Annotated in this window: 25 protein-coding genes and 1 pseudogene; 17 read left to right on the forward strand and 9 right to left on the reverse strand. The window is 68.3% G+C overall.

What is annotated here, in order from left to right:
• Window positions 1-232: 232 nt before the first annotated feature.
• Window positions 233-1,615 carry a glycine--tRNA ligase gene (locus G6048_RS35900; protein WP_165343782.1) on the reverse strand — a complete coding sequence of 461 codons (1,383 nt, stop codon included), beginning with the start codon at window positions 1,613-1,615 and terminating at the stop codon, window positions 233-235.
• Window positions 1,616-1,854: 239 nt separating this feature from the next.
• On the opposite strand from G6048_RS35900, the gene G6048_RS35905 reads away from it, so the two are divergent.
• From G6048_RS35905 to G6048_RS35920, 4 genes are read left to right on the forward strand one after another with little or no spacing between them, the layout of a single operon-like run.
• Entirely contained in the window at window positions 1,855-2,856 is a 1,002-nt protein-coding gene (locus G6048_RS35905) for a zinc ABC transporter substrate-binding protein (RefSeq protein WP_165343783.1), read from the forward strand.
• A 60-nt stretch (window positions 2,857-2,916) separates the two neighbouring features.
• Window positions 2,917-3,699: a metal ABC transporter ATP-binding protein gene (locus G6048_RS35910; protein WP_165343784.1), complete on the forward strand. Its 783-nt coding sequence runs from the start codon at window positions 2,917-2,919 to the stop codon at window positions 3,697-3,699.
• A 19-nt stretch (window positions 3,700-3,718) separates the two neighbouring features.
• The gene (locus tag G6048_RS35915) at window positions 3,719-4,615 is read left to right on the forward strand and encodes a metal ABC transporter permease (protein ID WP_165343785.1); all 897 of its coding nucleotides are present in this window, start codon (window positions 3,719-3,721) and stop codon (window positions 4,613-4,615) included.
• A gap of 59 nt (window positions 4,616-4,674) precedes the next feature.
• The gene (locus G6048_RS35920; protein ID WP_165343786.1) at window positions 4,675-5,091 is read left to right on the forward strand and encodes a Fur family transcriptional regulator; all 417 of its coding nucleotides are present in this window, start codon (window positions 4,675-4,677) and stop codon (window positions 5,089-5,091) included.
• Window positions 5,092-5,188: 97 nt separating this feature from the next.
• On the opposite strand, the gene G6048_RS35925 is transcribed toward G6048_RS35920, so the two are convergent.
• Together G6048_RS35925 and G6048_RS35930 are read right to left on the reverse strand one after the other, a co-directional pair.
• The gene (locus G6048_RS35925; RefSeq protein ID WP_165343800.1) at window positions 5,189-5,386 is read right to left on the reverse strand and encodes a DUF397 domain-containing protein; all 198 of its coding nucleotides are present in this window, start codon (window positions 5,384-5,386) and stop codon (window positions 5,189-5,191) included.
• 57 nt (window positions 5,387-5,443) lie between these two features.
• Window positions 5,444-5,727 (reverse strand): annotated as a pseudogene (locus G6048_RS35930) (helix-turn-helix domain-containing protein); the annotation flags it as partial.
• A 119-nt stretch (window positions 5,728-5,846) separates the two neighbouring features.
• Between G6048_RS35930 and G6048_RS35935 the strand changes: the two are divergent.
• The 3 genes from G6048_RS35935 to G6048_RS35945 all read left to right on the forward strand — a co-directional run bounded on the left by G6048_RS35935 (window position 5,847) and on the right by G6048_RS35945 (window position 6,989).
• Window positions 5,847-6,071: a hypothetical protein gene (locus tag G6048_RS35935; RefSeq protein ID WP_165343787.1), complete on the forward strand. Its 225-nt coding sequence runs from the start codon at window positions 5,847-5,849 to the stop codon at window positions 6,069-6,071.
• A complete protein-coding gene (locus tag G6048_RS35940; protein ID WP_165343788.1) occupies window positions 6,068-6,283 on the forward strand; it encodes a hypothetical protein in 216 nt (71 codons plus the stop codon). Before G6048_RS35935 ends, G6048_RS35940 begins: the two co-directional genes overlap by 4 nt.
• A 79-nt stretch (window positions 6,284-6,362) precedes the next feature.
• Window positions 6,363-6,989, forward strand: coding sequence for a DUF1266 domain-containing protein (locus G6048_RS35945; RefSeq protein ID WP_235990806.1), 627 nt, complete (start codon window positions 6,363-6,365; stop codon window positions 6,987-6,989).
• Window positions 6,990-7,020: 31 nt separating this feature from the next.
• On the opposite strand, the gene G6048_RS35950 is transcribed toward G6048_RS35945, so the two are convergent.
• Both G6048_RS35950 and G6048_RS35955 read right to left on the reverse strand, forming a co-directional pair.
• Complete coding sequence (locus G6048_RS35950; RefSeq protein WP_206342544.1) at window positions 7,021-7,425, reverse strand: twitching motility protein PilT; 405 nt, start codon at window positions 7,423-7,425, stop codon at window positions 7,021-7,023.
• Window positions 7,422-7,691 carry a YlcI/YnfO family protein gene (locus G6048_RS35955; RefSeq protein WP_165343789.1) on the reverse strand — a complete coding sequence of 90 codons (270 nt, stop codon included), beginning with the start codon at window positions 7,689-7,691 and terminating at the stop codon, window positions 7,422-7,424. The genes G6048_RS35950 and G6048_RS35955 overlap by 4 nt, the downstream gene beginning before the upstream one ends.
• A gap of 136 nt (window positions 7,692-7,827) precedes the next feature.
• On the opposite strand from G6048_RS35955, the gene recO reads away from it, so the two are divergent.
• Together recO and G6048_RS35965 are read left to right on the forward strand one after the other, a co-directional pair.
• The gene (gene recO, locus G6048_RS35960; protein ID WP_165343790.1) at window positions 7,828-8,604 is read left to right on the forward strand and encodes a DNA repair protein RecO; all 777 of its coding nucleotides are present in this window, start codon (window positions 7,828-7,830) and stop codon (window positions 8,602-8,604) included.
• 15 nt (window positions 8,605-8,619) lie between these two features.
• The gene (locus G6048_RS35965) at window positions 8,620-9,471 is read left to right on the forward strand and encodes an isoprenyl transferase (protein WP_165343791.1); all 852 of its coding nucleotides are present in this window, start codon (window positions 8,620-8,622) and stop codon (window positions 9,469-9,471) included.
• A gap of 289 nt (window positions 9,472-9,760) precedes the next feature.
• Here the strand turns inward: G6048_RS35965 and G6048_RS35975 are convergent, their stop codons facing one another.
• A complete protein-coding gene (locus tag G6048_RS35975; protein ID WP_165343792.1) occupies window positions 9,761-10,519 on the reverse strand; it encodes an AraC family transcriptional regulator in 759 nt (252 codons plus the stop codon).
• A 55-nt stretch (window positions 10,520-10,574) separates the two neighbouring features.
• Between G6048_RS35975 and G6048_RS35980 the strand changes: the two genes are divergently transcribed.
• Window positions 10,575-11,147, forward strand: coding sequence for a class I SAM-dependent methyltransferase (locus tag G6048_RS35980; RefSeq protein WP_206342545.1), 573 nt, complete (start codon window positions 10,575-10,577; stop codon window positions 11,145-11,147).
• A 15-nt stretch (window positions 11,148-11,162) separates the two neighbouring features.
• On the opposite strand, the gene G6048_RS35985 is transcribed toward G6048_RS35980, so the two are convergent.
• A complete protein-coding gene (locus tag G6048_RS35985) occupies window positions 11,163-12,302 on the reverse strand; it encodes an abortive phage infection protein (RefSeq protein WP_165343793.1) in 1,140 nt (379 codons plus the stop codon).
• 302 nt (window positions 12,303-12,604) lie between these two features.
• Here G6048_RS35985 and G6048_RS35990 point away from each other — a divergent pair, with 302 nt between their 5' ends.
• Both G6048_RS35990 and G6048_RS35995 read left to right on the forward strand, forming a co-directional pair.
• Window positions 12,605-13,057: an NUDIX hydrolase gene (locus G6048_RS35990; protein ID WP_165343794.1), complete on the forward strand. Its 453-nt coding sequence runs from the start codon at window positions 12,605-12,607 to the stop codon at window positions 13,055-13,057.
• A gap of 66 nt (window positions 13,058-13,123) precedes the next feature.
• Window positions 13,124-13,570, forward strand: coding sequence for a GNAT family N-acetyltransferase (locus tag G6048_RS35995; RefSeq protein ID WP_328827981.1), 447 nt, complete (start codon window positions 13,124-13,126; stop codon window positions 13,568-13,570).
• Here the strand turns inward: G6048_RS35995 and G6048_RS36000 are convergent.
• Window positions 13,563-14,042: a phosphatase domain-containing protein gene (locus G6048_RS36000; protein WP_165343795.1), complete on the reverse strand. Its 480-nt coding sequence runs from the start codon at window positions 14,040-14,042 to the stop codon at window positions 13,563-13,565. The two genes, G6048_RS35995 and G6048_RS36000, sit on opposite strands and share 8 nt — an antisense overlap.
• Complete coding sequence (locus tag G6048_RS36005) at window positions 14,039-14,857, reverse strand: FadR/GntR family transcriptional regulator (RefSeq protein WP_268979203.1); 819 nt, start codon at window positions 14,855-14,857, stop codon at window positions 14,039-14,041. Before G6048_RS36005 ends, G6048_RS36000 begins: the two co-directional genes overlap by 4 nt.
• A 233-nt stretch (window positions 14,858-15,090) precedes the next feature.
• Here G6048_RS36005 and G6048_RS36010 point away from each other — a divergent pair, with 233 nt between their 5' ends.
• From G6048_RS36010 to G6048_RS36030, 5 genes are all read left to right on the forward strand, one after another.
• Window positions 15,091-16,719, forward strand: a complete 1,629-nt coding sequence (locus tag G6048_RS36010) for an ABC transporter substrate-binding protein (protein ID WP_165343796.1) — start codon at window positions 15,091-15,093, stop codon at window positions 16,717-16,719.
• Between the two features lie 24 nt (window positions 16,720-16,743).
• Window positions 16,744-17,706, forward strand: coding sequence for an ABC transporter permease (locus G6048_RS36015; RefSeq protein ID WP_165343797.1), 963 nt, complete (start codon window positions 16,744-16,746; stop codon window positions 17,704-17,706).
• Complete coding sequence (locus G6048_RS36020; protein ID WP_165343806.1) at window positions 17,706-19,748, forward strand: dipeptide/oligopeptide/nickel ABC transporter permease/ATP-binding protein; 2,043 nt, start codon at window positions 17,706-17,708, stop codon at window positions 19,746-19,748. The genes G6048_RS36015 and G6048_RS36020 overlap by 1 nt, the downstream gene beginning before the upstream one ends.
• Before the next feature lie 8 nt (window positions 19,749-19,756).
• A complete protein-coding gene (locus G6048_RS36025) occupies window positions 19,757-20,884 on the forward strand; it encodes an oligopeptide/dipeptide ABC transporter ATP-binding protein (protein WP_165343798.1) in 1,128 nt (375 codons plus the stop codon).
• 24 nt (window positions 20,885-20,908) lie between these two features.
• Window positions 20,909-21,673, forward strand: a 765-nt coding sequence (locus G6048_RS36030) for a dihydrodipicolinate synthase family protein (protein WP_165343799.1), incomplete at its 3' end; no start/stop codon positions are given.

Raw genomic sequence — 21,673 nt, forward strand, 5'->3', positions numbered from 1 at the left:
CCCTTCGGGGCTCCGCCCCGGACCCCGATTCGGGGGCCAGCCCCCGGACCCCCGCTCCTCAAACTCCCCCAGCTACCGCTGGGGGGGATCCCCAAGGGGCTGATCTTTCAGCCCGTCCGGCGTTTGAGGACGAGGCCGTTCAGGCCGATGGGGTCTGGGGCGCAGCCCCAGCGGGGTCCAGGGGCGGAGCCCCTTGGTATGGGACGGGTAAGGGCGGCGGGGGCGAAAACCCCTAGCAGCCGACCAGTCGGCTGGCGAGGTACCCCTCGATCTGGTCGAGAGACACCCGCTCCTGCTTCATCGAGTCCCGCTCCCGCACAGTCACCGCATTGTCGTCGAGCGTGTCGAAGTCCACCGTCACACAGAACGGCGTGCCGATCTCATCCTGCCGCCGGTAACGGCGCCCAATGGCCCCGGCATCGTCGAACTCGATGTTCCAGTTCTGCCGCAGCGCCTGCGCGAGCCCCTTGGCCTTGGGCGACAACTCCGGGTTACGCGAAAGCGGCAGCACCGCGACCTTCACCGGAGCGAGGCGGTGGTCCAGCCGCAGCACGGTCCGCTTCTCCATCTTGCCCTTGGCGTTGGGCGCCTCATCCTCGATGTACGCGTCCAGCAGGAACGCGAGCATCGCCCGCCCGACACCGGCCGCGGGCTCGATGACGTACGGAGTCCAGCGCTCGCCGGCCTCCTGGTCGAAGTAGAAGAGATCCTGCCCGGAGGCCTTCGAGTGCGCGGAGAGGTCGTAGTCGGTGCGGTTCGCGACGCCCTCCAGCTCACCCCACTCGTTGCCGCCGAACTGGAAGCGGTACTCGATGTCCGCCGTGCGCTTCGAGTAGTGGGAGAGCTTCTCCTGCGGGTGCTCGTACCACCGCATGTTCTCCTCGCGCAGACCCAGGCCCGTGTACCAGTTCCAGCGCTGCTCCATCCAGTACTCCTGCCACTTCTCGTCCTCGCCCGGCTTGACGAAGAACTCCATCTCCATCTGCTCGAACTCGCGCGTACGGAAGATGAAGTTGCCCGGAGTGATCTCGTTCCGGAAGGACTTGCCCATCTGCGCGATGCCGAACGGCGGCTTGCGGCGCGAAGTCTGCTGCACCTGGGCGAAGTTGGTGAAGATGCCCTGCGCGGTCTCGGGCCGCAGGTAGGCGACGGAGCCGCTGTCCTGGGTGGGGCCGAGGTGCGTGGAGAGCAGGCCGGAGAACTGCTTGGGCTCGGTGAACTGGCCCTTGTTTCCGCAGTGCGGGCAGTTGACGTCGGCGAGGCCGTTCTCGGGCGGACGGCCGTGCTTCGCCTCGTACGCCTCCTCCAGGTGGTCCGCGCGGAACCGCTTGTGACAGGAGGTGCACTCGGTGAGCGGGTCGGTGAAGGTCGCGACGTGACCGGAGGCCACCCAGACCTCGGTCGCCAGGATCACCGAGGAGTCGATACCCACGACGTCCTCGCGCGACGTCACCATGTAGCGCCACCACTGGCGCTTGAGGTTCTCCTTGAGCTCGACACCCAGCGGCCCGTAGTCCCAGGCGGCGCGCTGGCCGCCGTAGATCTCACTGCACGGGTAGACGAAGCCACGGCGCTTGCTCAGGCTGACGATGGTGTCGATCTTGTCGGCGGCCACGGTGCTCTCTTCATTACGACGACGGCGGCGAAGCATTGCTTGAGGAGCGATTGCTTCAGGAGCGAATGCTTCAGATTACCGGCGGTCCCGCCCCCCGGATCAAATCGGTTCGGGGTCACGGACGGACGGAGGGCCCGAGCACGGCGTGAGCAGGGTCCGAGCAGGGCTTTCCTGGACTTACCGGCCTCTTACCAGGCGCTTGTTGACAATCGTTTCCACTTTCATTGAAAATGGGTGTCATGAACGTACGACGACGCCTTGCCTCCTCTCGAATAAACACCGCCGGGACCGCGGCACTGGCGGCCACCGCCCTCGCGATCGGCACCCTGTCCGGCTGCTCCTCCGACTCCAAAGCCGCGGAGGGTGCGGGCGGCGGCAAGCTCGACGTCGTGGCGTCGTTCTATCCGATGCAGTTCCTCGCGGAGCAGATCGGCGGGGACCATGTCAGTGTCACCTCCCTGACGGAGCCCGGCCAGGAGCCGCACGACCTGGAGATCAGCGCCCAGCAGACCGCGAAGCTCCAGGAAGCGGACGCGATCCTCTACCTGAAGGGCCTGCAGCCCTCCGTCGACGAGGCGGTGGGGCAGTCCGAGGTCAAGACGAAGGTCGACGCGGCCACGCTGACGAAGCTCGAGGACCTCGGCACCGAGGACGGCCACGAGCACGGCGCCGAAGAGGGTGCGGAAGCGGAAGAGGAGCACGCGGGCGAGGAGGAGTCGTCCCTCGATCCGCACGTCTGGCTGGACCCGGTGAAGTACGCCGAGATCGCCGAGGGCGTCGGCAAGGCCCTCGAGAAGCAGGACCCCGACAACGCGGCGGACTACAAGAAGAACACCGCGGACCTCGTGAAGAAGCTGGACGGCCTCAACACCGAGTACGAGGACGGCCTCAAGAACACCAAGACGAAGGTCTTCTTCACCAACCACGCGGCCTTCGGCTACCTCGCCCAGCGCTACGGCCTGACCATGGAGGCCATCTCCGGCCTGGAGCCCGACAGTGAGCCCAGCGCGGCGCGGGTCAAGGAACTCCAGCAGGAGGCGAAGGCGGACGGCGTCACCACCGTCTTCTACGAGACACTGGTCTCCGACAAGACCGCGAAGACCCTGGCCTCGGACGCCGGTCTCAAGACTGATGTACTCGACCCCCTCGAAGGCATCACCGACAAGTCCAAGGGCGACGACTACTTCCAGGTCATGCAGGCGAACCTGACGGCGCTGGAGAAGGCCCTCGGCACGAAGTGATCGCGTTCAGTGCACGCGGGAGTGCACGCGATATGAAGCAGCGAACGGAAGGCGCGAGCCATGAAGGCTGACCGGCCCGGGGAACCCGTCATCTCCCTGCGCGGAGTGACGGCCGAACTCGGCTCGCGCCCCGTCCTGCGCGGCATCGACCTCACCGTGCACCACGGCGAGGTCGTCGCGCTGCTCGGCGCGAACGGCTCCGGCAAGTCCACGGCCGTCCGCACGGTCATCGGTCAAGTCCCGGTCACCCGCGGCGAGATCGAGCTGTTCGGCACACCGCGGCGCCGTTTCGGCGACTGGGGGCGCGTGGGGTACGTACCGCAGCGCACGACGGCCGCGGGCGGAGTGCCCGCGACGGTGACCGAGGTGGTGTCGTCGGGGCGGCTGTCCCGGACCCGCTTCGGATTCCTGCGCCAGGCGGACCGCGAGGCCGTCCACCAGGCCCTCGAACTGGTCGGCATGGCGGACCACGCCAAGCACTCCGTCGACGCGTTGTCGGGCGGCCAGCATCAGCGCGTACTCATCGCCCGTGCCCTCGCCTCCCAGCCGGACCTGCTGATCATGGACGAGCCGATGGCGGGCGTCGATCACGCCAGCCAGGAGATGCTCGCCGAAACCCTGCGTCAGCAGGTCGGCAAGGGCGCGTCCGTACTCCTCGTACTGCACGAGCTGGGCCCGCTGGAGCCGCTGATCAACCGCGCGGTCGTCCTGCGCGACGGCTGCGTGGCGCACGACGGCCCGCCCCCGCCCGCGGTCGGCCAGCATGCGCTGCCCGGCCACGACCACGTTCACCCGCACGCGGCGCACGGCGCCGAACCGGTCCGCACGGGCCTGCTGAGCTGAGGAAGCAAAAGGACCGGCCATGGACATCCTCGACTACGCCTTCATGCAGCGGGCCCTGCTCGCCGCCGTACTCGTCGGCATCACCGCACCCGCCGTCGGCATCTACCTCGTACAGCGCCGCCAGGCCCTGATGGGCGACGGAATCGGCCACGTGGCGATGACGGGCGTGGGCCTGGGCTTCCTGCTGTCCTGGTCCCCGGTCTGGATGGCGACGCTCGTGTCAGTGGTGGGCGCGGTCCTCATGGAATTCATCCGCTGGTACGGCAGAACGCGCGGCGACATCGCGCTCGCCATGCTCTTCTACGGCGGTATGGCGGGCGGCGTGATGTTCATCAACCTCGCGCCGGGCGGCTCCAACGCCAACCTGACCTCGTATCTCTTCGGCTCGCTGTCCACGGTGAGCGAGAGCGACGTCACGGCGATCTGCCTGCTGGCGGCCTTCGTGGTCCTAGTCACTCTGGGCCTGCGCCGACAACTGTTCGCGGTGAGCCAGGACGAGGAGTTCGCGCGGGTGACCGGGCTGCCGGTGCGCGCGCTCAATCTGTTGACGGCGGTGACGGCGGCGGTCACGGTGACGGTCGCGATGCGGGTCGTCGGCCTGCTCCTGGTCTCCGCCCTGATGGTGGTGCCGGTCGCGGCCGCACAGCAGCTGAGCCGCAGTTTCGCGGCGACCTTCGCGATCGCCGTGGCGATCGGGGTGAGCGTGACGATCGGCGGCACGGCCACCTCGTACTACCAGGACGTGCCACCCGGCGCGACCATCGTCCTGCTGACCATCGGGGCGTTCATCGCACTGACCGCACTGGCCATGCCGCTGAACCGACGCCGGGCCCGGGCCATGGCACAGTCCGCCGGGGACCCTGCGGAGTGCCCGATTCCGGCCACCCGAGACGCCTCGGGGAAGGTCGGCGTCTGACTGCCCTCAGATCGGGCTGGCACAATGGCCCGGCGAGCCGCAGATAGAAGGAGGCAACGGTGACGACCGCTGGACCGCCCGTACGGGGCCGCTCAACCCGGCAGCGCGCTGCCGTGGCCGCGGCGCTGGACGAGGTCGACGAGTTCCGCAGCGCGCAGGATCTCCACGACATGCTCAAGCACAAGGGCGACTCCGTAGGCCTCACCACGGTGTACCGCACACTCCAGTCCCTGGCCGACGCGGGCGAGGTCGACGTCCTGCGCACGTCGGATGGCGAGTCCGTCTACCGCCGCTGCTCGACCGGCGATCACCATCACCATCTCGTCTGCCGCGTGTGCGGCAAGGCGGTGGAGGTGGAGGGCCCGGCAGTAGAGAAGTGGGCGGAAGCGATCGCCACGGAGCACGGGTACGTGAACGTGGCGCACACGGTAGAGATCTTCGGGACTTGCGCGGAGTGCGCGGCGACGCGGGGGTAGTGGGCGCTTCCGTGAGCGCCCTCTAGGGGCGCAGCGCCACATCAACTTGCGGCCCGCCGCGTGGCCCCAAACTTTCACCTGAGAGCTTGCGGCACAGTTACTCCGCTGCGGCGCCGATGAACTCCGTCCAGGCCGCCGCACCGATCACGAGCACGGGCCCGTCCATGACCTTGCTGTCCCGGACGGGGACGATGCCGGGGACTCCGTCGGCTACCTCGACGCACGACTCCCCGCCGCTGCCCCCGCTGTAGGTGCTCTTGCGCCACCGGGCGGTGCTCAGGTCGTACTCGCGCATCGTCTGAAGTCCTCCGCCGCCGACTCGATCAGGGCCAGGCACGCCTCCGGCGACAGCGCGGCGGCCCTGAATCGCCGCGATGTAGCACTCCGTATACGGCTGCTCCTTGATGAGCTTTCGCCAAAGCCTTTCGAAAAATCCTCGGTTTGTAGGACCTCGTCGGTCCGCTGCGCCACATCCAACTGCGGCTTCCGAATAGCCTGTTCGAATTGCCCAATGCAGCCGCCCGACACAAAAACGCGAGAACCCAAGTCGGACTGAGGGAATCCGGCCTCCTCGCGCCGCCGTTTCAGCTCTGTGCCGAAGAACTCCCAGGCCGCCTGACGCGAACCATTGGCCATGGCCAACCCCCCTTGTACTGCACGGACGTTGCTGAGCGTAGAGGTCTTCCAAAGTCTATGCGGCCAGCTCCACCGTGGAGATGAAAAGCGTGAAACTCAAAAGCGAGGGGAGCACCACGATGGCTGACTATGAGGGTCGCGGCGTACGGCACTCGGCGGGATGCGTCGAAGAGGCGGAGGAAACGGTGAAAGAGTTGCGGGAAGCACTCGTGAACGCAGGAATTAAGGTGCCGACGCTCCGGATCGACCCGGCAAGTTTGGCGCGGGAGACGCCTTGTCCGCTCATCGAATTGGGGCGGTGTTCCGTCGAGACGGCGGCACGGCCGGCGGCGGTGATCCGGTGAGGCTGCCGATCGGGGCGTATGCCTTCGATACGAAGACGGGGAAGGTGGGCGTGGTGATGGGGCACGAGGGACCGTACGTACAGCTCAGACCGATCGGCGGCGGCCGCGAGTGGGACTGCGAACCGGGCTCGGTCCGCACGGCCACCCAGGCGGAACGGCTCCGCGCGGCCACGGCGTACGCGAACGCACGCAGCCGCGGGGAGGTCCCTTGAAGGGTGAGAGCGGAATGCGGGAGGCGCGACCGTGACCGGGGGTAATCTCTGAGGTCGGTGTGGCATAGGGTGCGGGCGCATGGCGATATGGAACCCGATACGGAACCTTCGCAAGCCGAAGACGGCTCGCAAGTACCCCGTGCCGCTCACCATGCACCAGCTGTGGATGGTGTCGCTGAGCGCGCCCGTGAACCGCGACCGGGACACCTCGCGGACGACGCTTTACCCGTTCACCCGCATCGACGACGAGAAGGCCCGGCGGTGGCTGGCCGACCAGTGGGAGATCACCTCGCGTGAGGCGCTGGCCGGCCGGCTCGACAGGCTCGCGCGGAGCGGTTACCGCGCGCGGGCGCGCCAGCGGCTCGGTGTCGAACCGCTGGCGTGGGACGCCGGGCTGTACGTGGACATCTCCCGGCGAGGCTTCGCCTGCGGGATGCTGAGCGAGGCCGAGACGTGGACCGCGCTCAAGAACATCGTGCCGGCGGTGGCACGCACGTACGGCTCCTGGAAGGAGTACGCCGAGCACTATCTGCTGGGGCGGAGGGTGTGGCTCGAGGGCCTCCAGGGCCGAGGGGACGCCGACCTCCCGGCCCCACAGGAGGCGTCCGACGCCCACCTGCAGGCCCTGCTGGACCCGTTGAACAAGGCCAGCCCCTGGAACATGGCGCCCTGGGATGCGATCAGCCATCCCGACCGCGCCCGCTGAGGGGGCGCAGAGCGGGAGTCTCAGCTGGGTGTCAGCGCAGGGCATCCACCTCGGCGCGCTTGCCGACCGGGCCAAGGTGGTCCAAGAGGTGCTGGATGTCTTCGGGATCCGAGGTGACGATCACGGCCCCGAGGTCCGCGGCCAACACCGCCACGGCCCCGTCGACCGGGTCTGACGTCCTGGCCTGCCCCAGGAGTTGCCCCACGCTTCTGGCGAGCGCGTGGTCGAGGGCCGGGACGTCACAGCCGCTGAGCATGCGGGCCAACTGGGCCTGGCGGGTGCCGTCCCGCCATACCCGCGCCACCACGGGCGCTTGTGCCAGGGGCACGCCACCGGCGAGGAGGTAGGAACGGTGGGCTCGCCAGAAGGCCGCGTGGTTCCGCTCCGCGGCGATCAGTGCCCCGGCGTCGTACACCGTCGGCCGTAGCGCGTTCACGCGGCCCCCCGCGACTGGTCGGCCGGGAGGGCGGGCCGGGTGACACGGTCCATGAAATCGTCCACCCACGCCTGCTCCTCTGGCGTCGGCGGATCGAGGTGGGCCATGGCTTCTTCCGCTGCCGCGAGACCTGCCTCGATCTTCGCCGCACGTTCGGCCGCGCGCGAAAGCCACGCGGAGACGCTCAGGCCTTCGCGCTCGGCGGCCGCTTTGGCCGCGTCAAGGATTTCGCTCGGGATGGTGATAGTGACGCGTTCTAGGCTCACACTGGGAGTCTTACTGGCCTGAGCGGTGCCACGCCAGGCATATCGTCCGAGTTCACCCGTGAGAGTGCCGGGTTCACCGGTGAGAGTGGAGACGGCTCCCTGCGGTTGCCGTCTCCACGTAAGCGAGAATGGGCCCATGAGTCTCTTCCGGGACGACGGTGTCGTCCTGCGGACGCAGAAGCTCGGCGAAGCGGACCGCATCATCACCCTGCTCACGCGCGGGCATGGGCGCGTGCGGGCCGTGGCCCGTGGAGTGCGGCGTACGAAGTCGAAGTTCGGGGCGCGGCTCGAGCCGTTCTCCCATGTGGACGTGCAGTTCTTCGCGCGCGGGAGCGAGTTGGTGGGGCGCGGGCTGCCGCTGTGCACGCAGAGCGAGACGATCGCTCCGTACGGCGGCGGGATCGTCGCCGACTACGCCCGCTACACCGCCGGGACGGCCATGCTTGAGACGGCCGAGCGGTTCACGGACCACGAGGGCGAACCGGCCGTGCAGCAGTATCTGCTGCTCGTCGGCGGGCTGCGGACGCTGGCCCGCGGCGAGCACGAACCGCATCTGGTCCTCGACGCCTTTCTGCTGCGCTCCCTCGCCGTGAACGGGTACGCACCCAGTTTCAGCGACTGCGCGAAGTGCGGGATGGCGGGACCGAACCGGTTCTTCTCGGTCGCCGCGGGAGGTTCCGTCTGCGTGGACTGCCGGGTGCCCGGCAGCGTCGTACCCTCGGCGCAGGCCCTCGAACTGCTCGGTGCGCTGCTGACGGGGGACTGGGCGACCGCCGACGCGTGCGAGTCGCGGTACGTCCGGGAAGGCAGTGGGCTGGTGTCGGCCTATCTGCACTGGCATCTGGAGCGCGGGCTGCGGTCGCTGCGCTACGTAGAGAAACAGCCGTACAAAACAGCGGTAACAGAAACTTAGGGAGACGAGAAGCACATGGTGGTACGCGGGATCCTGGGGCGCCAGCGCCGCGAGTACAAGACGCCGGAGCCGCATCCGTCCGGCGCCCGCGCGCCGAAGCTTCCCGGTGAGCTGATCCCGAACCATGTGGCGGTCGTCATGGACGGGAACGGGCGGTGGGCCAAGGAGCGGGGGCTGCCGCGGACCGAGGGGCACCGGGTCGGTGAGGGCGTCGTTCTGGACGTTCTCAGGGGCTGCATCGAGATGGGCATCAAGAACCTCTCCCTGTACGCCTTCTCGACCGAGAACTGGAAGCGGTCGCCGGACGAGGTCCGCTTCCTGATGAACTTCAACCGGGATGTCATCCGGCGTCGGCGGGACGAGATGGATGAGATGGGGATCCGGATCCGCTGGGTCGGGCGGATGCCCAAGCTGTGGAAGTCCGTCGTCCAGGAACTGCAGGTCGCGCAGGAGCAGACGCAGCGGAACGATGCGATGACGTTGTATTTCTGCGTCAACTATGGGGGGCGGGCGGAGCTTGCTGACGCGGCGAAGGCGTTGGCCGCGGACGTTGCTTCCGGGAAGCTTGATCCGGAGAAGGTCACCGAGAAGACCGTGCAGAAGTATCTGTACTACCCGGACATGCCGGACGTTGATCTCTTTCTTCGGCCCAGTGGGGAGCAGCGCATCTCCAACTACCTGATCTGGCAGTCGAGTTACGCCGAGATGGTCTTCCAGGATGTGTTGTGGCCAGACTTCGACCGGCGGGATCTTTGGCGGGCTTGTGTGGAGTATGCCCAGCGGGATCGCCGGTTTGGCGGGGCGGTCCCTAATGAGCAGTTGCTGGCGATGGAGGCCGCGATGAAGGGACGCCCGGAGGGCGGTTGACCGCGCCCGCGCCCCCGGTCAGCCAACCTTGCGCAATGCCTAGGGCGCCCTCGAGAAACGCGTCCCGACCACCGGCCAACTCCTCGGCCCACTCACGGTGCCCACTGGCCGACCACTTGACGTATCCGCTCACTTTCCCGACGCCTTCACCGGATCAGCCACATACTCCGCGTAACGACGCTCGGCCAACGCCCGAACCCGGGACATTTACTCGTATGAGGCGATCACTCTCAAGTGACGGCGCTGTAGCTCAGAATCCGACTCCGGCCCCGACTCGTAAGAGAGTCCATCAGTCGTGGATCGGGAAATACTGCCGAGGCGTAACCCCCACCACCCGCCGAAACGCCGCGACGAACGAGCTGGCGGAGCCGTAACCGACCCTCCGGGCCACGGCTTCCACCGTCATGCCCTCGGCGAGCAACGGCATTGCGGACCGCATGCGCAGTTGCTCGCGCCACTGGCCGAAGGCCAGTCCCGTTTCGGCGACGAACAGCCGGGCCAGCGTTCGTGCGCTGGCGCCGACTTCCGTACCCCAGGCCCCCAGCGGGCGTGCGTCGGCGGGATCCCGGACGAGCGCCCGTGCCACCGTCCGTGCCCGCGGATCACGGGGCTCGGTCACCGACACGCTCGTCACCGGCACAGGGTGCAGCACATCGAGGAGTACGGCCTCCGCACGCGACCGTGCGTCCGGGGCGAGGCCGGTCCGTCCCAGGTGGTCGATGAGTGCCTGGAGCATCGGGTCCGCGGCGACGACGGTCGGCTCGGTCCACTTGATCGCCAGGGAGGCGTCAGGGTCGACGTACGCACTGCGCATGACGACGTCGCCCGCGGACTCCGTCGTATGGGGCACCCAGGCGGGAATCCACAGGGCCAGCGAGGGCGGCAGCAGCCAGGCCCCGCGTTCGCTGCTCACGCGCAGCAACCCCTTTGCGGCCCAGGCGAGTTGGTGGAAGGAGTGCCAGTGCCGGGCGTATGTCGTGCCCCTCGGCATCGTGAAGTGGCCGATGAAGATCGCGGTGGCGGCGGCCGGGTGTCCGTCTGGCGACATGAGACGGCAGCATAGCCCGTGTCGGACACAGCGGCTCCGCTCATACCGTCGCCGTATGCCGATGAATCGCATGCACCGCAAGCTGTGCAGCTCCGAGAAGTGGGCCCAGACCACCAAGGACCTCATCCTCCCGTGGACCCTCGACGGCGTGGACCTGGGTGACGACGTACTGGAGATCGGTCCGGGTTACGGTGCCAATCTCCGCGTACTGATCGAACAGGTGCCCCGCGTCACGGCCGCGGAGATCGACGAGGCCACCGCGGCCCTGCTGGAGCAGAAGTGGGGAGACAGGGCGCGCATCCTGCACGCGGACGGAGCGGCGGTCCCCGTACCGGACGCGAGCTTCTCCTCAGTCGTCTGCTTCATCATGCTGCACCACGTGCCGACGGCCGCCCACCAGGACCGGATCTTCGCGGAGGCGTACCGCGTGCTGCGTCCCGGCGGTGTGTTCGCCGGCTGCGACAGCCAGCCGAGTCTCCGCTTCCGGCTGCTCCACTTCCGCGACACGATGAACACGCTGGACCCGTCCGGCCTCCCGGACCGCCTCACGAAGGCCGGCTTCACGGACGTATCGGTGCAGCGGCACCCGGAGTCGGGCGGCCTGCGCTTCCGGGCCCGGCGTCCCTGAACTGGGCGCCTGGTTTCAGCAGCGCGCCCGGCCGTAATGGCGGGCGACGGCATGGAAGGCCTGCTTGGGTTCCCAGTGCCAGTCGGAGGCTGGGTCGTCGGGGCGGTCCTTGAGGGGCTTGACGATGGCGTAGGACGCCATATCGAGGTCGTAGCGGGGATTGTCGGGGCGGTGTGGGGCGTCGGCGGTGATGAACTCGAAGGTCATCGCCGCGTGCAGGTTCATCGACTCGAAGACGTCGAGGAGATCGGTGAGATACGCGGCTTGGGTGCGCTCGCTGCGGACCGGGTTGCCTTTGATCTCCGGCGGCTCCTTGGTGTAGTCGACGATGTTCCAGCCCATGCCGCCCGCCTCAGGGGCACCCTTGAAGGTGCAGGTCCCGAACTCGGTGATGGCCAGGGGCTTGCCCCAACGCAGGAACGTACGCAACTCCCGTACGTAGTCGGCCCGTTGGCGGAAGTACGAGTAGTAGTCGATGCCGACGATGTCGAACAGCCCCCAGTCGACCCGCTCGAACGTCTCGTCCTGCGCGGCGGCGTAGCTGAGTTTGCCGCGGAAGACGGACCGGCCCACCGCCGCCGCCTTCGCGGTGAACGTGGCCAGCCGCTTCTGCATCTTCGCGAAATCGAAGTTCCCCTTCTCCAGGTTGTCGATCCGCTCGAGGACGTCGTCCCCCGGCACGATGCCCGGCACAAACAGCCAGAACTCACACCCGACGGCGAGCGTGACCTGTGCGCCCTGCCGTCGCAGCCGCTCCCCGTGCCGCCCGCTCTCGGCGAGGTGCTCGAGGATCTCCTTCTCCGGCACGTCACCCAGCGTCGGCTGCAGCCACACGTGCAGTCCGCGCTCCGCCACCTCACTCGCCGTGGCGTTGAGCCGCTCAACGCCGTCCCCGGTGACCTCGACGGAGTCGGCGTGCAGCTCGTCCGCCATCACACGGACGTCCTCGCGCATCCTCCGCTCACTCCACGCCGTACCGGGCGTCTCGCCGGCGCCCAGGGTGTAGACGATGCCCCTGTGCTTCAGCCCGCGCCGAGCCTCCGCTGCCGCTGCCATTGCCGGTGACGCAGCCGCTCGGTTCGAAGCCGACGCGGGGGCCGGGGCTGCGAGGCCCCCGGCCGCCACCGCACCCCCGACAACGGCCGCTCCCGCCATGAAGCGCGCGCGACTGATCCCCGTGTTCTCTGAGTTCTCTGAGTTCTCTGAGTTCTCTGAGTTCCCTGAGTTCTCTGAGCTCCCCTTGTTGCCCGTGTTCCCCTGATTCCCCTTGGTCTTCTCCATACGGCAAGTCTCTTGAGCCGAGGGGAACTTGGCTGTCCGCCGATGGTCGATGGGAGCGCAACCAAGGTATGAACTCCCGACGAGGTACCGTCCGTAGGGGCGAAGGACTCGCCCGACCGCCACCCGTTCGCGGGGAGCGACAACCCCGTACCCCCCGTAACCCCCTCGGAGGCCCCGTGAGGCGACTCCTTGTCCGCCTTTGGCGCACCCTGCGTCCGGTGCAAAGCCGTGTGATGTGGTGCCTGAACGCGAAGTTCGTGGTCGGCGTGACCGGTGTCGTACGCGACGACGAAGGCCGAGTGCTGCTGCTACGGCACCGGATGTGGCCGCCGGGACGCCAGTGGGGTCTGCCGAGTGGCTTCGCGCACAAGGGCGAGGACTTCCGGCGAACCCTGGTCCGCGAGATCAAGGAGGAGACCAACCTCGATGTCGAGGCGGGCCGCCTCGTCCTCCTGAACAGCGGCTTCCGCACCCGCCTCGAAGTGGCCTACGAAGCACGCCTACTGGGCGGCGAACTACGCATCGACCCCTTCGAAATCCTGGAAGCCCGCTGGTGCCGCCCCGACGAACTCCCCGGCGACCTCCAGCCGATCTGCCGTCCGCTCGTACGCGGCGAGACCGTGCCCTGAGCCGCTCTGGCTCAGGGAGCCGGAAACTGATTTGACGGTCCCCCACCCGCACGATTGGCTCCCCCGGTGACCAAGCTTCGTGTTGAGCAAGTAGACGTGGACAGCGACACCGCGCTTCAGGACTGGCAGCACGTCCACAACGTGATCGTTCCTCCGGCCACGATGTCCATCGAGGAGGCGCGGGAGCGAGCCGAGCGGTATCACCTCGATGTCGCGTATCTCGGCGACGTACTCGTGGGGTGCTCGACCGTGCGGCCGCCCACCGATGACGCGCCGGAGGCCACCGTCATCGCCCGGGTGCTGCCCGCCCACCGGAGGCAGGGCTTCGGCGAGGAGATTTACGCGCGCGGGCTGGAGCGGGCGCGGACGTTCGGCGCCGAGGTCATCGAGACCGTCGTTCTCGCATCCAACGAGGACGGGGTGCGGTTCGCGCAGAAGCACGGGTTCGTCGAGTTCGAGCGGTACGTGCTGCCGGGCGACACCGTCCCCTGGATCACCCTGCGCCTCACCTGACCCGCGACGGCTCCGCGAAACCCCGTACATACCGCCGTTGCCACGGCGTCTCCACCGCATGCCGGTCATAGTTCCGGCGTACGAAGCCCACCGCCTCCTCGGGCGGTACGCCGTCCAGGACCGCCAGGCAGGCAAGGGCCGTACCCGTACGTCCGCGACCGCCCCCGCAGGCGATCTCGACCCGCTCGGCCGGGACCGCCGCCCGGTTCCAGGCCTCCGTCAGCACCTCGCGGGCGTACGCACGGTCACGGGGCAGCCAGAAGTCCGGCCAGCGGATCCAGCGGGTTTCCCAGGGGACTTGGGGTGGTTCCTTGCCCAGCAGGTAGATGGCGTACGTGGGTGTCGGCGCCGATGGCGGGAGCGGGTGCCGGAGCCCCCGGCCCCGTACGAGCCGACCTGACGGCAATCGAAGTACGCCGGCCGTCTCGTCCGGCCAGCCCTCGTCCCGAGCCGTGTCCCCGAACCCGCTCACCCAACACCCCTCGACTCTTGTGCCGCCCGCGCCTCGATGCCCCGGAAATGTACCGCCATCGCCCGCTGCGCACCCTCGACATCCCGTGCCCTGAGGGCGACGACTATGTCCCGGTGGCGCCGCACCGTGACGTCGGGGGTCGGATCGTCCGTCCAGCCCCGCACTCCGGCGACCCGCCGGTACACGGTCCAGAAGGCGCCGAGGAGTTGGGGAACGAGCGCGTTGCCGAGCGACGCGTACATCAACTCGTGGAATTCGCGGTCGAGTTCGGGGAAGGGAACGCCCGCCCGCCCCGCCTCCTCCATCCGCGTCACCACGCCCTCCAGCCGGTCCAGCTCCGCGTCCGAGAGCACGCCCACGACCCGTCGTATCAGCCCTTCCTCCAGCACTTCGCGGACCTGGAGGATGTCCCCGAGCGCCAAGGCGCCGCTGTCGTCGCCCTGCTGGGCCAGCGTGCGGAAGGTCAGTCCGTCGACGAGGGGAGTCAGCGACGCCTGGCCGACGTACGTCCCGTAACCGTGTCTGATCTCCACGATGTCGAGGGCCTGGAGCGCCTTGAGGGCCTCGCGGACGGAGTTGCGGCTGACGCCGAGGGCGCCCATCAGTTCGGCCTCGGTGGGCAGGGGAGCGCCGGCGCGGAGCTTGCGGTCGAGGATCAGCTGCATGACCTCGCGCTGGATCTGGCTGCTGACCCGCCGCGGTCCGGCGGCCTGCCCGACCTGCCCCCGGGAGAGGAAGTTCAAGGGGGCGTTTACGGGCGCGTGGTGGGTGGGCTCCTGTGGCGCGGACTCCTGCGACATCGGCTCCTGAGACATGCGCCGCATCGTACGCGTGGCAGACATCCCACGTCCCACCTCCCGACTGAACTTCTCCCCACGACCCGTCAGATACAGGGCTCAACTCCCGTGCCCATGTACCGACATTGGTCGCACCTCTGGAAGAAACGGCATTCGTGCGCGAGCCCTTGACCGCCCTCACGCCCCCTCTTATGGTCACGCTGCACCTATGACGTAGGACGTCGTATCTCCCACTGCTTGCTGGAGGAACCGTGCGCGACGCGACCCACGCACCGGCGCTGCACCGCCGGTCGTTCCTGAAGTACTCCGGCGCGCTGGGCGCGGCCGCCGCGATCAGCTCGACGCTGTCCGCCTGCTCCTCGGGACCGGAGTCCACGAACGAGACGGGCGGCGGGGGCGAGGGCGCCGACCGGACGCTCACGGCGGTGATCGGCTACGGCAACGACCAGAGCTGGGACCCGCTGATGACGGCGTCGGCGTTCTCTCTGGCCGCCAACCACCACATCTACGAGGGGTTGCTCGACACCGATCCGATCAGCCGTGAGCCGTACGCGGCCCTCGCGACCGAGATCCCGGCCGACCCGCAGGCGACCACCTGGAAGTTCACGCTGCGGGAGGGCGCGAAGTGGCACGACGGGCAGCCCGTCACCGCCGACGACGTGATCTTCACCTTCGACCGTGTCCTGGACCCCAAGACGACGACGCTCGCCAAGAACTTCTTCGGCTCCTGGCTGAAGGAGGTACGGAAGGTCGACGAGAAGTCGGTGGAGCTGGTGCTCAAGTTCCCGTTCCCGGACGGGGTCCAGCGGATGACGCTTGCGAAGATCATGCCGAAGCATGTCTTCTCCAAGCCGGGTGCGCTGGACGAGGCGACGGCGGGAAAGGCGGTCGGTTCGGGGCCGTACCGGCAGACCGCGCACAATCCGAAGTCCAACACGTCGTTCGAGGCCTTCGCCGATTACAACGGGCCGCGAAAGGCCACGTTCAAGAAGATGAACTGGCTGTCGATCGTGGACGCCGCGCCGCGCGTCGCCAAGATCTCCGGTTCGAGCGCGGGCGCGCAGATCTCCGACAACATTCCGTACGCCAACATCTCCCAGCTGGAGAAGGGCGGCCTGAAGGTCGAGGGCGGGGCCGGAATGAACCATCTGTTCCTGCTCTTCAACACCGCCCACAAGCCGTTCGACGACGTACGGGTGCGGCAGGCGCTGCATTACGCGATCGACACGGAGAAGATGATCCAGGCCGCGCTGCGCGGCCACGGGAAGCCGGCGAGCTCGTTCCTCAACGAGGGCAACCCGAGCTACCGGAAGGCCAGGACGGTCTACGCGTACGACCCCGACAAGGCCCGGGATCTGCTGCGAGAGGCCGGAGTCAGCGGGCTGACGGTCAACCTCATAGCGGTCAACGTGAGTTGGATCGTGGACTGCCTGCCGACCATCAAGTCCTCGTGGGACGCGATCGGCGTCAAGACGACCCTCCAGCCGCAGGAAACCGCCGCGCTGTTCACCAAACTTGACCAGAAGCAGGATTTCCAGGTCGTCGCCGCCGCGTCGAACCCGAACCAGTTCGGCCTCGACGCGGACCTGATCATGCATTACAACTACGGGCCCGAGAACACCTGGATGCGGTACGCCCGTTGGACGGACAACTCCGTGGCCAAGGACCTCTTCAAGCGCATGGACGAGGCCACGCGGGAACCGGACGCCGAGACGAAGAAGCAGATGACGCAGGAGTACATCGACATCGTCGCGGAGAACGCCGTGATCTATCCGGTGGTCCACACCGAGCTGATGACCGCGTGGAACGCGAAAGAATTGTCGGGTATTCGGCCACAGCCTTACCCGGGGATAAACCTGCTCCAGGCCAAGTGGGCGTAGCCGCGATAGCAAGGAGAGCCGTACGTGGTCGCGATCGCCAGGATTCTGGCCCGCCGTATTGCCCTGCTCGTTCCGCTCGTACTCGGCATCGTCCTGTTCGTGTTCCTCGTGATGCGGTTTTCGGACAGCGATCCGGCGTCCGCGTACTTCCAGGGCGCCAACCCCACCGAGGAGCAGTTGCACGACTTCCGGGAGCGCAACGGGCTGCTCGACCCGCTCCCTGTGCGTTACGCCGCCTTCGTCGCGGACCTGGCCCGGGGTGACATGGGTGTCAGCGCGCTGACCAGGGCGCCGGTCGTCGAGCAGGTCACCACCGCGCTGCCGCTCACCATGCAGCTGACGTTCATGGGGCTCGGTATCGCGGTGGTGCTGGCGCTGCTCGGCGGGGTCACTGCCGCGATCTACCGGGACCGGCTGCCCGACCAGCTGATCCGGGTGGTCTCGCTGACCGGGGTCGCGGCGCCCGGCTTCTGGCTGGCGCTGCTGATGATCCAGTACCTGGCGGTGGACCTCGGCTGGTTTCCGACCAGCGGATACGTCAATCCGGCCGACTCGTTCAGCGGCTGGCTGAAGACGATGACGCTGCCGGCGTTCGCGCTGTCGCTGCCGGTCGCCGCGAAGCTCACCCGGATCGTACGGACCGCCGTGGTCGAGGAGCTGGACAAGGACTACGTACGAACGGCCGTCGGCAGCGGTCTGCCACCGGTGGTCGTGGTCGGCCGGAACGTGCTGCGCAACGCGCTGATCAACCCGATGACCGTGCTCGGACTCCAGGTCGGCTATCTGCTCGGCGGCGCGGTCGTCATCGAGACGATCTTCTCGCTGCCGGGGATGGGAAAGCTGATGATCGACGCCGTGAAGAACGGTGACCCGGCCGTCGTGCAGGGCGTAGTCCTGACGACCGCCTTCGGCTTCGTGATCGTGAATCTGGTCATCGACATCCTCTATCTGCTGGTCAACCCGCGTCTGAGGGGTGCCGAAGCATGATGCCGCTGTCGCGAAAGCGGATGATCGAGACCCTCTCCCGGCCCGGCATCCGGCTGAGGGGATTCAGGCGCCTCCCCGTGATGTCGCGGGTCGCGGTCGTCGTCATCGGGATCGTCGTCCTGACGGCCCTGCTCGCACCGCTGATCGCCCCGCACGACCCGCTCGACCAAGCCACGATGATCGACAACGGGAACGGCGAGGGCGCGCCCTCCGGTGAGCACTGGATGGGCCAGGACAGCCTGGGCCGCGACATCCTCAGCAGGCTGATGTACGGGGCCCGTTGGTCCCTCGCGATCGGTCTCGGCGCGACCGGGCTCGCGCTCGTCGTGGGCGCGGTCCTCGGCGCGATCGCGGCGACCTCGCGCAAGGCGGTCGACGAGACGGTGATGCGCTGCCTGGACGTCATCATGGCGTTCCCCGGCATCGCGCTCGCGGCCGTGCTCATCGCGGTGTTCGGCGGCAGCATCCCGGTCCTCATCGGCGCGATCGCGTTCCTCTACACACCGCCCATCGCCCGGGTCGTACGGGCCAATGTGATGGACCAGTACGGCGAGGACTACGTGACCGCGGAACGCGTCATAGGAGCGCGTACCACGCACATCGTGCTGAAGCACGTCGCCATCAACTGCGCCGCGCCCGTGCTGGTGTTCTGCACGGTGCAGGTCGCCGAGGCCATCGTCTTCGAGGCGTCGCTGTCGTTCATCGGCGCGGGCGTACGGCCCCCGGACCCGTCCTGGGGCAGCGTCATCGCGGACGGCAAGAACATGGTGCTGACCGGCGGCTGGTGGGCGACGGTGTTCCCCGGGCTGCTGATGCTGATCACGGTGCTGTCGCTGAACATCCTGTCGGAAGGGGTGTCGGACGCGTGGGCCGCGCCCACCGCGCGGGACGTCGAGGCGGCGCGTACGACCGCGGAGAAGGACCGCCTGGAGGCCCCCGAGCCGGGCAGCGGAAAGGTCCTCGAACTGCCGGGCCTGACGGAGGCGGCCCAGCGGCTACGTTCCCGGGCCCGGCCGCTGCGCGAGGGGCAACCGGTGCTCGCCGTCGAGAACCTGGCCATCGGCTTCGATGCCCGCCACGGGGGTGTGGACATCGTCGACGGCATCAGTTTCGACGTACAGCCCGGTGAAGTGCTCGGCCTGGTCGGCGAGTCGGGCTGCGGCAAGTCGCTGACCGCGCTCGCGGTGATGGGCCTTGAGCCGAAGGGCGCCCGGGTACGCGGCCATGTCCGCTTCAACCAGCGGCAGTTGGTCGGCGAGCCGATGCGCGTACGCCGCAAACTCCTCGGCCACGACATGGCGATGATCTACCAGGACGCCCTGTCGTCCCTGAACCCGGCGATGACGATCCGCGCCCAGCTCAAGCAGGTGATACGGCGCGGCGGCAAGCGCACGGGCGCCGAACTCCTCGAACTCGTCGGCCTCGACCCGGATCGCACTTTGCGCAGCTACCCGCACGAACTGTCCGGCGGCCAGCGCCAGCGCGTACTGATCGCCATGGCCCTCTCCCGCCAGCCGAAACTGATCGTCGCCGACGAGCCGACCACCGCCCTGGACGTCACGGTCCAGGCCCAGATCATCGAGCTGCTGCTACGGCTGCGCGAGGAACTGGACTTCGCGCTGGTCCTCGTCTCCCACGACCTGGCGCTGATCGCGGACGTGACGGACCGGATCGTAGTGATGTACGGCGGCCAGATCGTGGAGTCGGGGGTCACGGCGGAACTCGTGGAGTCGCCCTCCCACCACTACACGCGCGGGCTGCTCGGCAGCGTCCTCTCCCTGGAGGGTGCGGCGGAACGCATGACGCAGATCAAGGGCGTCGTCCCCTCCCCCGCCGACTTCCCGGCGGGCTGCCGGTTCGCCGACCGCTGCCCGATGGCAACGGAGGTGTGCCGTACGACGGCGCCCCGGCTGGTGGGCCCGCACCGCCATCACGAGGTCGCCTGCCATCATCCGGCGGTCGACCTGCCCGCGAGCGCGAGCACGGGCACGGCCACGACCGAGCCGACGGGAAGCACGACGGAAAGCGAGGCCGTGAATTGAGCGAGGCGATGAAGCAGGAGGGTGGGGCGCCGCAGCACGGTGGGGACGGTGGGACGGAGCAGGGCCGAGAATCGGGCCCCGTCATCACCCTCTCCGACACCCACGTCGTCCACAAGGCGCGCACCGGCGGTCTGTTCTCGCGCGATCGCGTGTACGCCCTCACCGGCGCCGATCTCGCGATCGCGCCCGGCGAGACGGTGGGCGTCGTCGGCGAGTCCGGCTGCGGGAAGTCGACGCTCGCCAAGGTCCTGGTGGGCGTACAGAAGCCGACGTCCGGGACGGTGTCCTTCCGTGGCCGCGACCTGTGGACGATGAAGCCGCCCGAGCGCAGGGCCACGGTCGGCGCGCACACCGGCATGATCTTCCAGGACCCGTCGACCGCCCTCAACCGCCGCCTGACGGTACGGCAGATCCTGCGGGACCCGCTCGATGTGCACCGGCGCGGCACGGTCCAGCAACGGGAGGAACGCGTACGGGAGTTGATGTCCCTCGTCGGACTGCCGCGCGTACTGGCCGAAGGACTCCCCGGCCAGCTCTCCGGCGGCCAGCGTCAACGCGTGGCGATCGCACGGGCGTTGGCTCTGGAACCGGACCTGGTCGTGGCGGACGAACCGACCAGCGCGCTGGACGTATCGGTACGCGCCCAGATCCTGAACCTCCTCCTGGACCTGAAGGAACGCCTCGGCCTGGCCCTCGTCTTCGTCTCGCACGACATCCAGACCGTGCGGAGGATGAGCGACCGCGTCATCACGATGTACCTCGGCCGGATCGTCGAGGAGTCCCCCGCCGACGAGGTGACGGACCGGGCCCGGCACCCGTACACCCGCGCGCTGTTCTCCGCGACTCCCGGCCTGCTGGACCCGATCGACCCGATTCCGCTGGTGGGACCCGTCCCGTCGGCGACTCGTCCCCCCAGCGGCTGTCCCTTCCGTACGCGCTGCTGGAAGGCCGACTCCGTGTGCGCCGAGGTCATGCCCGGCTTCGCGGGCGCGTCGAGTCCTGGGCATCGCTTTCGTTGCCATCATCCTGTGGAGGAGGAGCAGTCGACTCGTGAGTTGGTGGCGCAGGCCGTCACCACGGTTCCGAAGGCCACCGCCATGGCCGATGTCCCCGTTGTCCCCATCGAGAAGTCGTAGAGCAACAGCACTAGGGAGCCCTAGATGACCCTTTCCGCCCCGCTGACCGGTGTCGTTCCGCCCGTCTGCACGCCCATGACACCGGACCGCGAGGTGGACGTACCCTCGCTCATCAGGCTTGTCGATCACCTGGTGGAGGGCGGGGTGCACGGGCTCTTCGTCCTCGGCTCCTCGTCCGAAGCGGCGTACTTGACCGACCGTCATCGGCGTCTGGTCGTCGAGACGGTCGTCTCTCACGTGGGTGGTCAACTGCCCGTTCTCGCCGGGGCCATCGACATGACGACTCCTCGGGTTCTCGATCATGTCCGGTACGTCACGGATGCCGGCGCCGACGCGGTGGTCGTCACGGCGCCGTTCTACACGCGGACGCATCCGGCGGAGGTCTCCCGCCACTACCGCCTCATCGCCTCGCGGTCTTCGGTGCCGGTCTTCGCGTACGACCTTCCGGTGTCCGTCCACACCAAGCTGAGTGCGGAGTTGGTGCTGGAGCTGGCCGCCGACGGGGTGTTGGCCGGGGTGAAGGACTCCAGCGGGGACGAGGGCGGGTTTCGGGCTGTTGTGATGGGGGCGCGCATGGATCCCGCTGTGGCCGGGTTCAGTGTGCTGACCGGGTCGGAGCTTGTGGTCGACACGGCGCTGGCGATGGGCGCGGATGGGGCGGTGCCGGGGTTGGCGAACGTGGATCCTCAGGGGTACGTACGCCTCTACCGCCTCTGCCGGGAGGGGGACTGGGAGCGGGCTCGGGCCGAACAGGAGCGGTTGTGTGCGTTGTTCGGGATGGTGCGGGTG

It is taken from the genome of Streptomyces ureilyticus (assembly GCF_011045025.1).
GTDB lineage: Bacteria > Actinomycetota > Actinomycetes > Streptomycetales > Streptomycetaceae > Streptomyces > Streptomyces ureilyticus.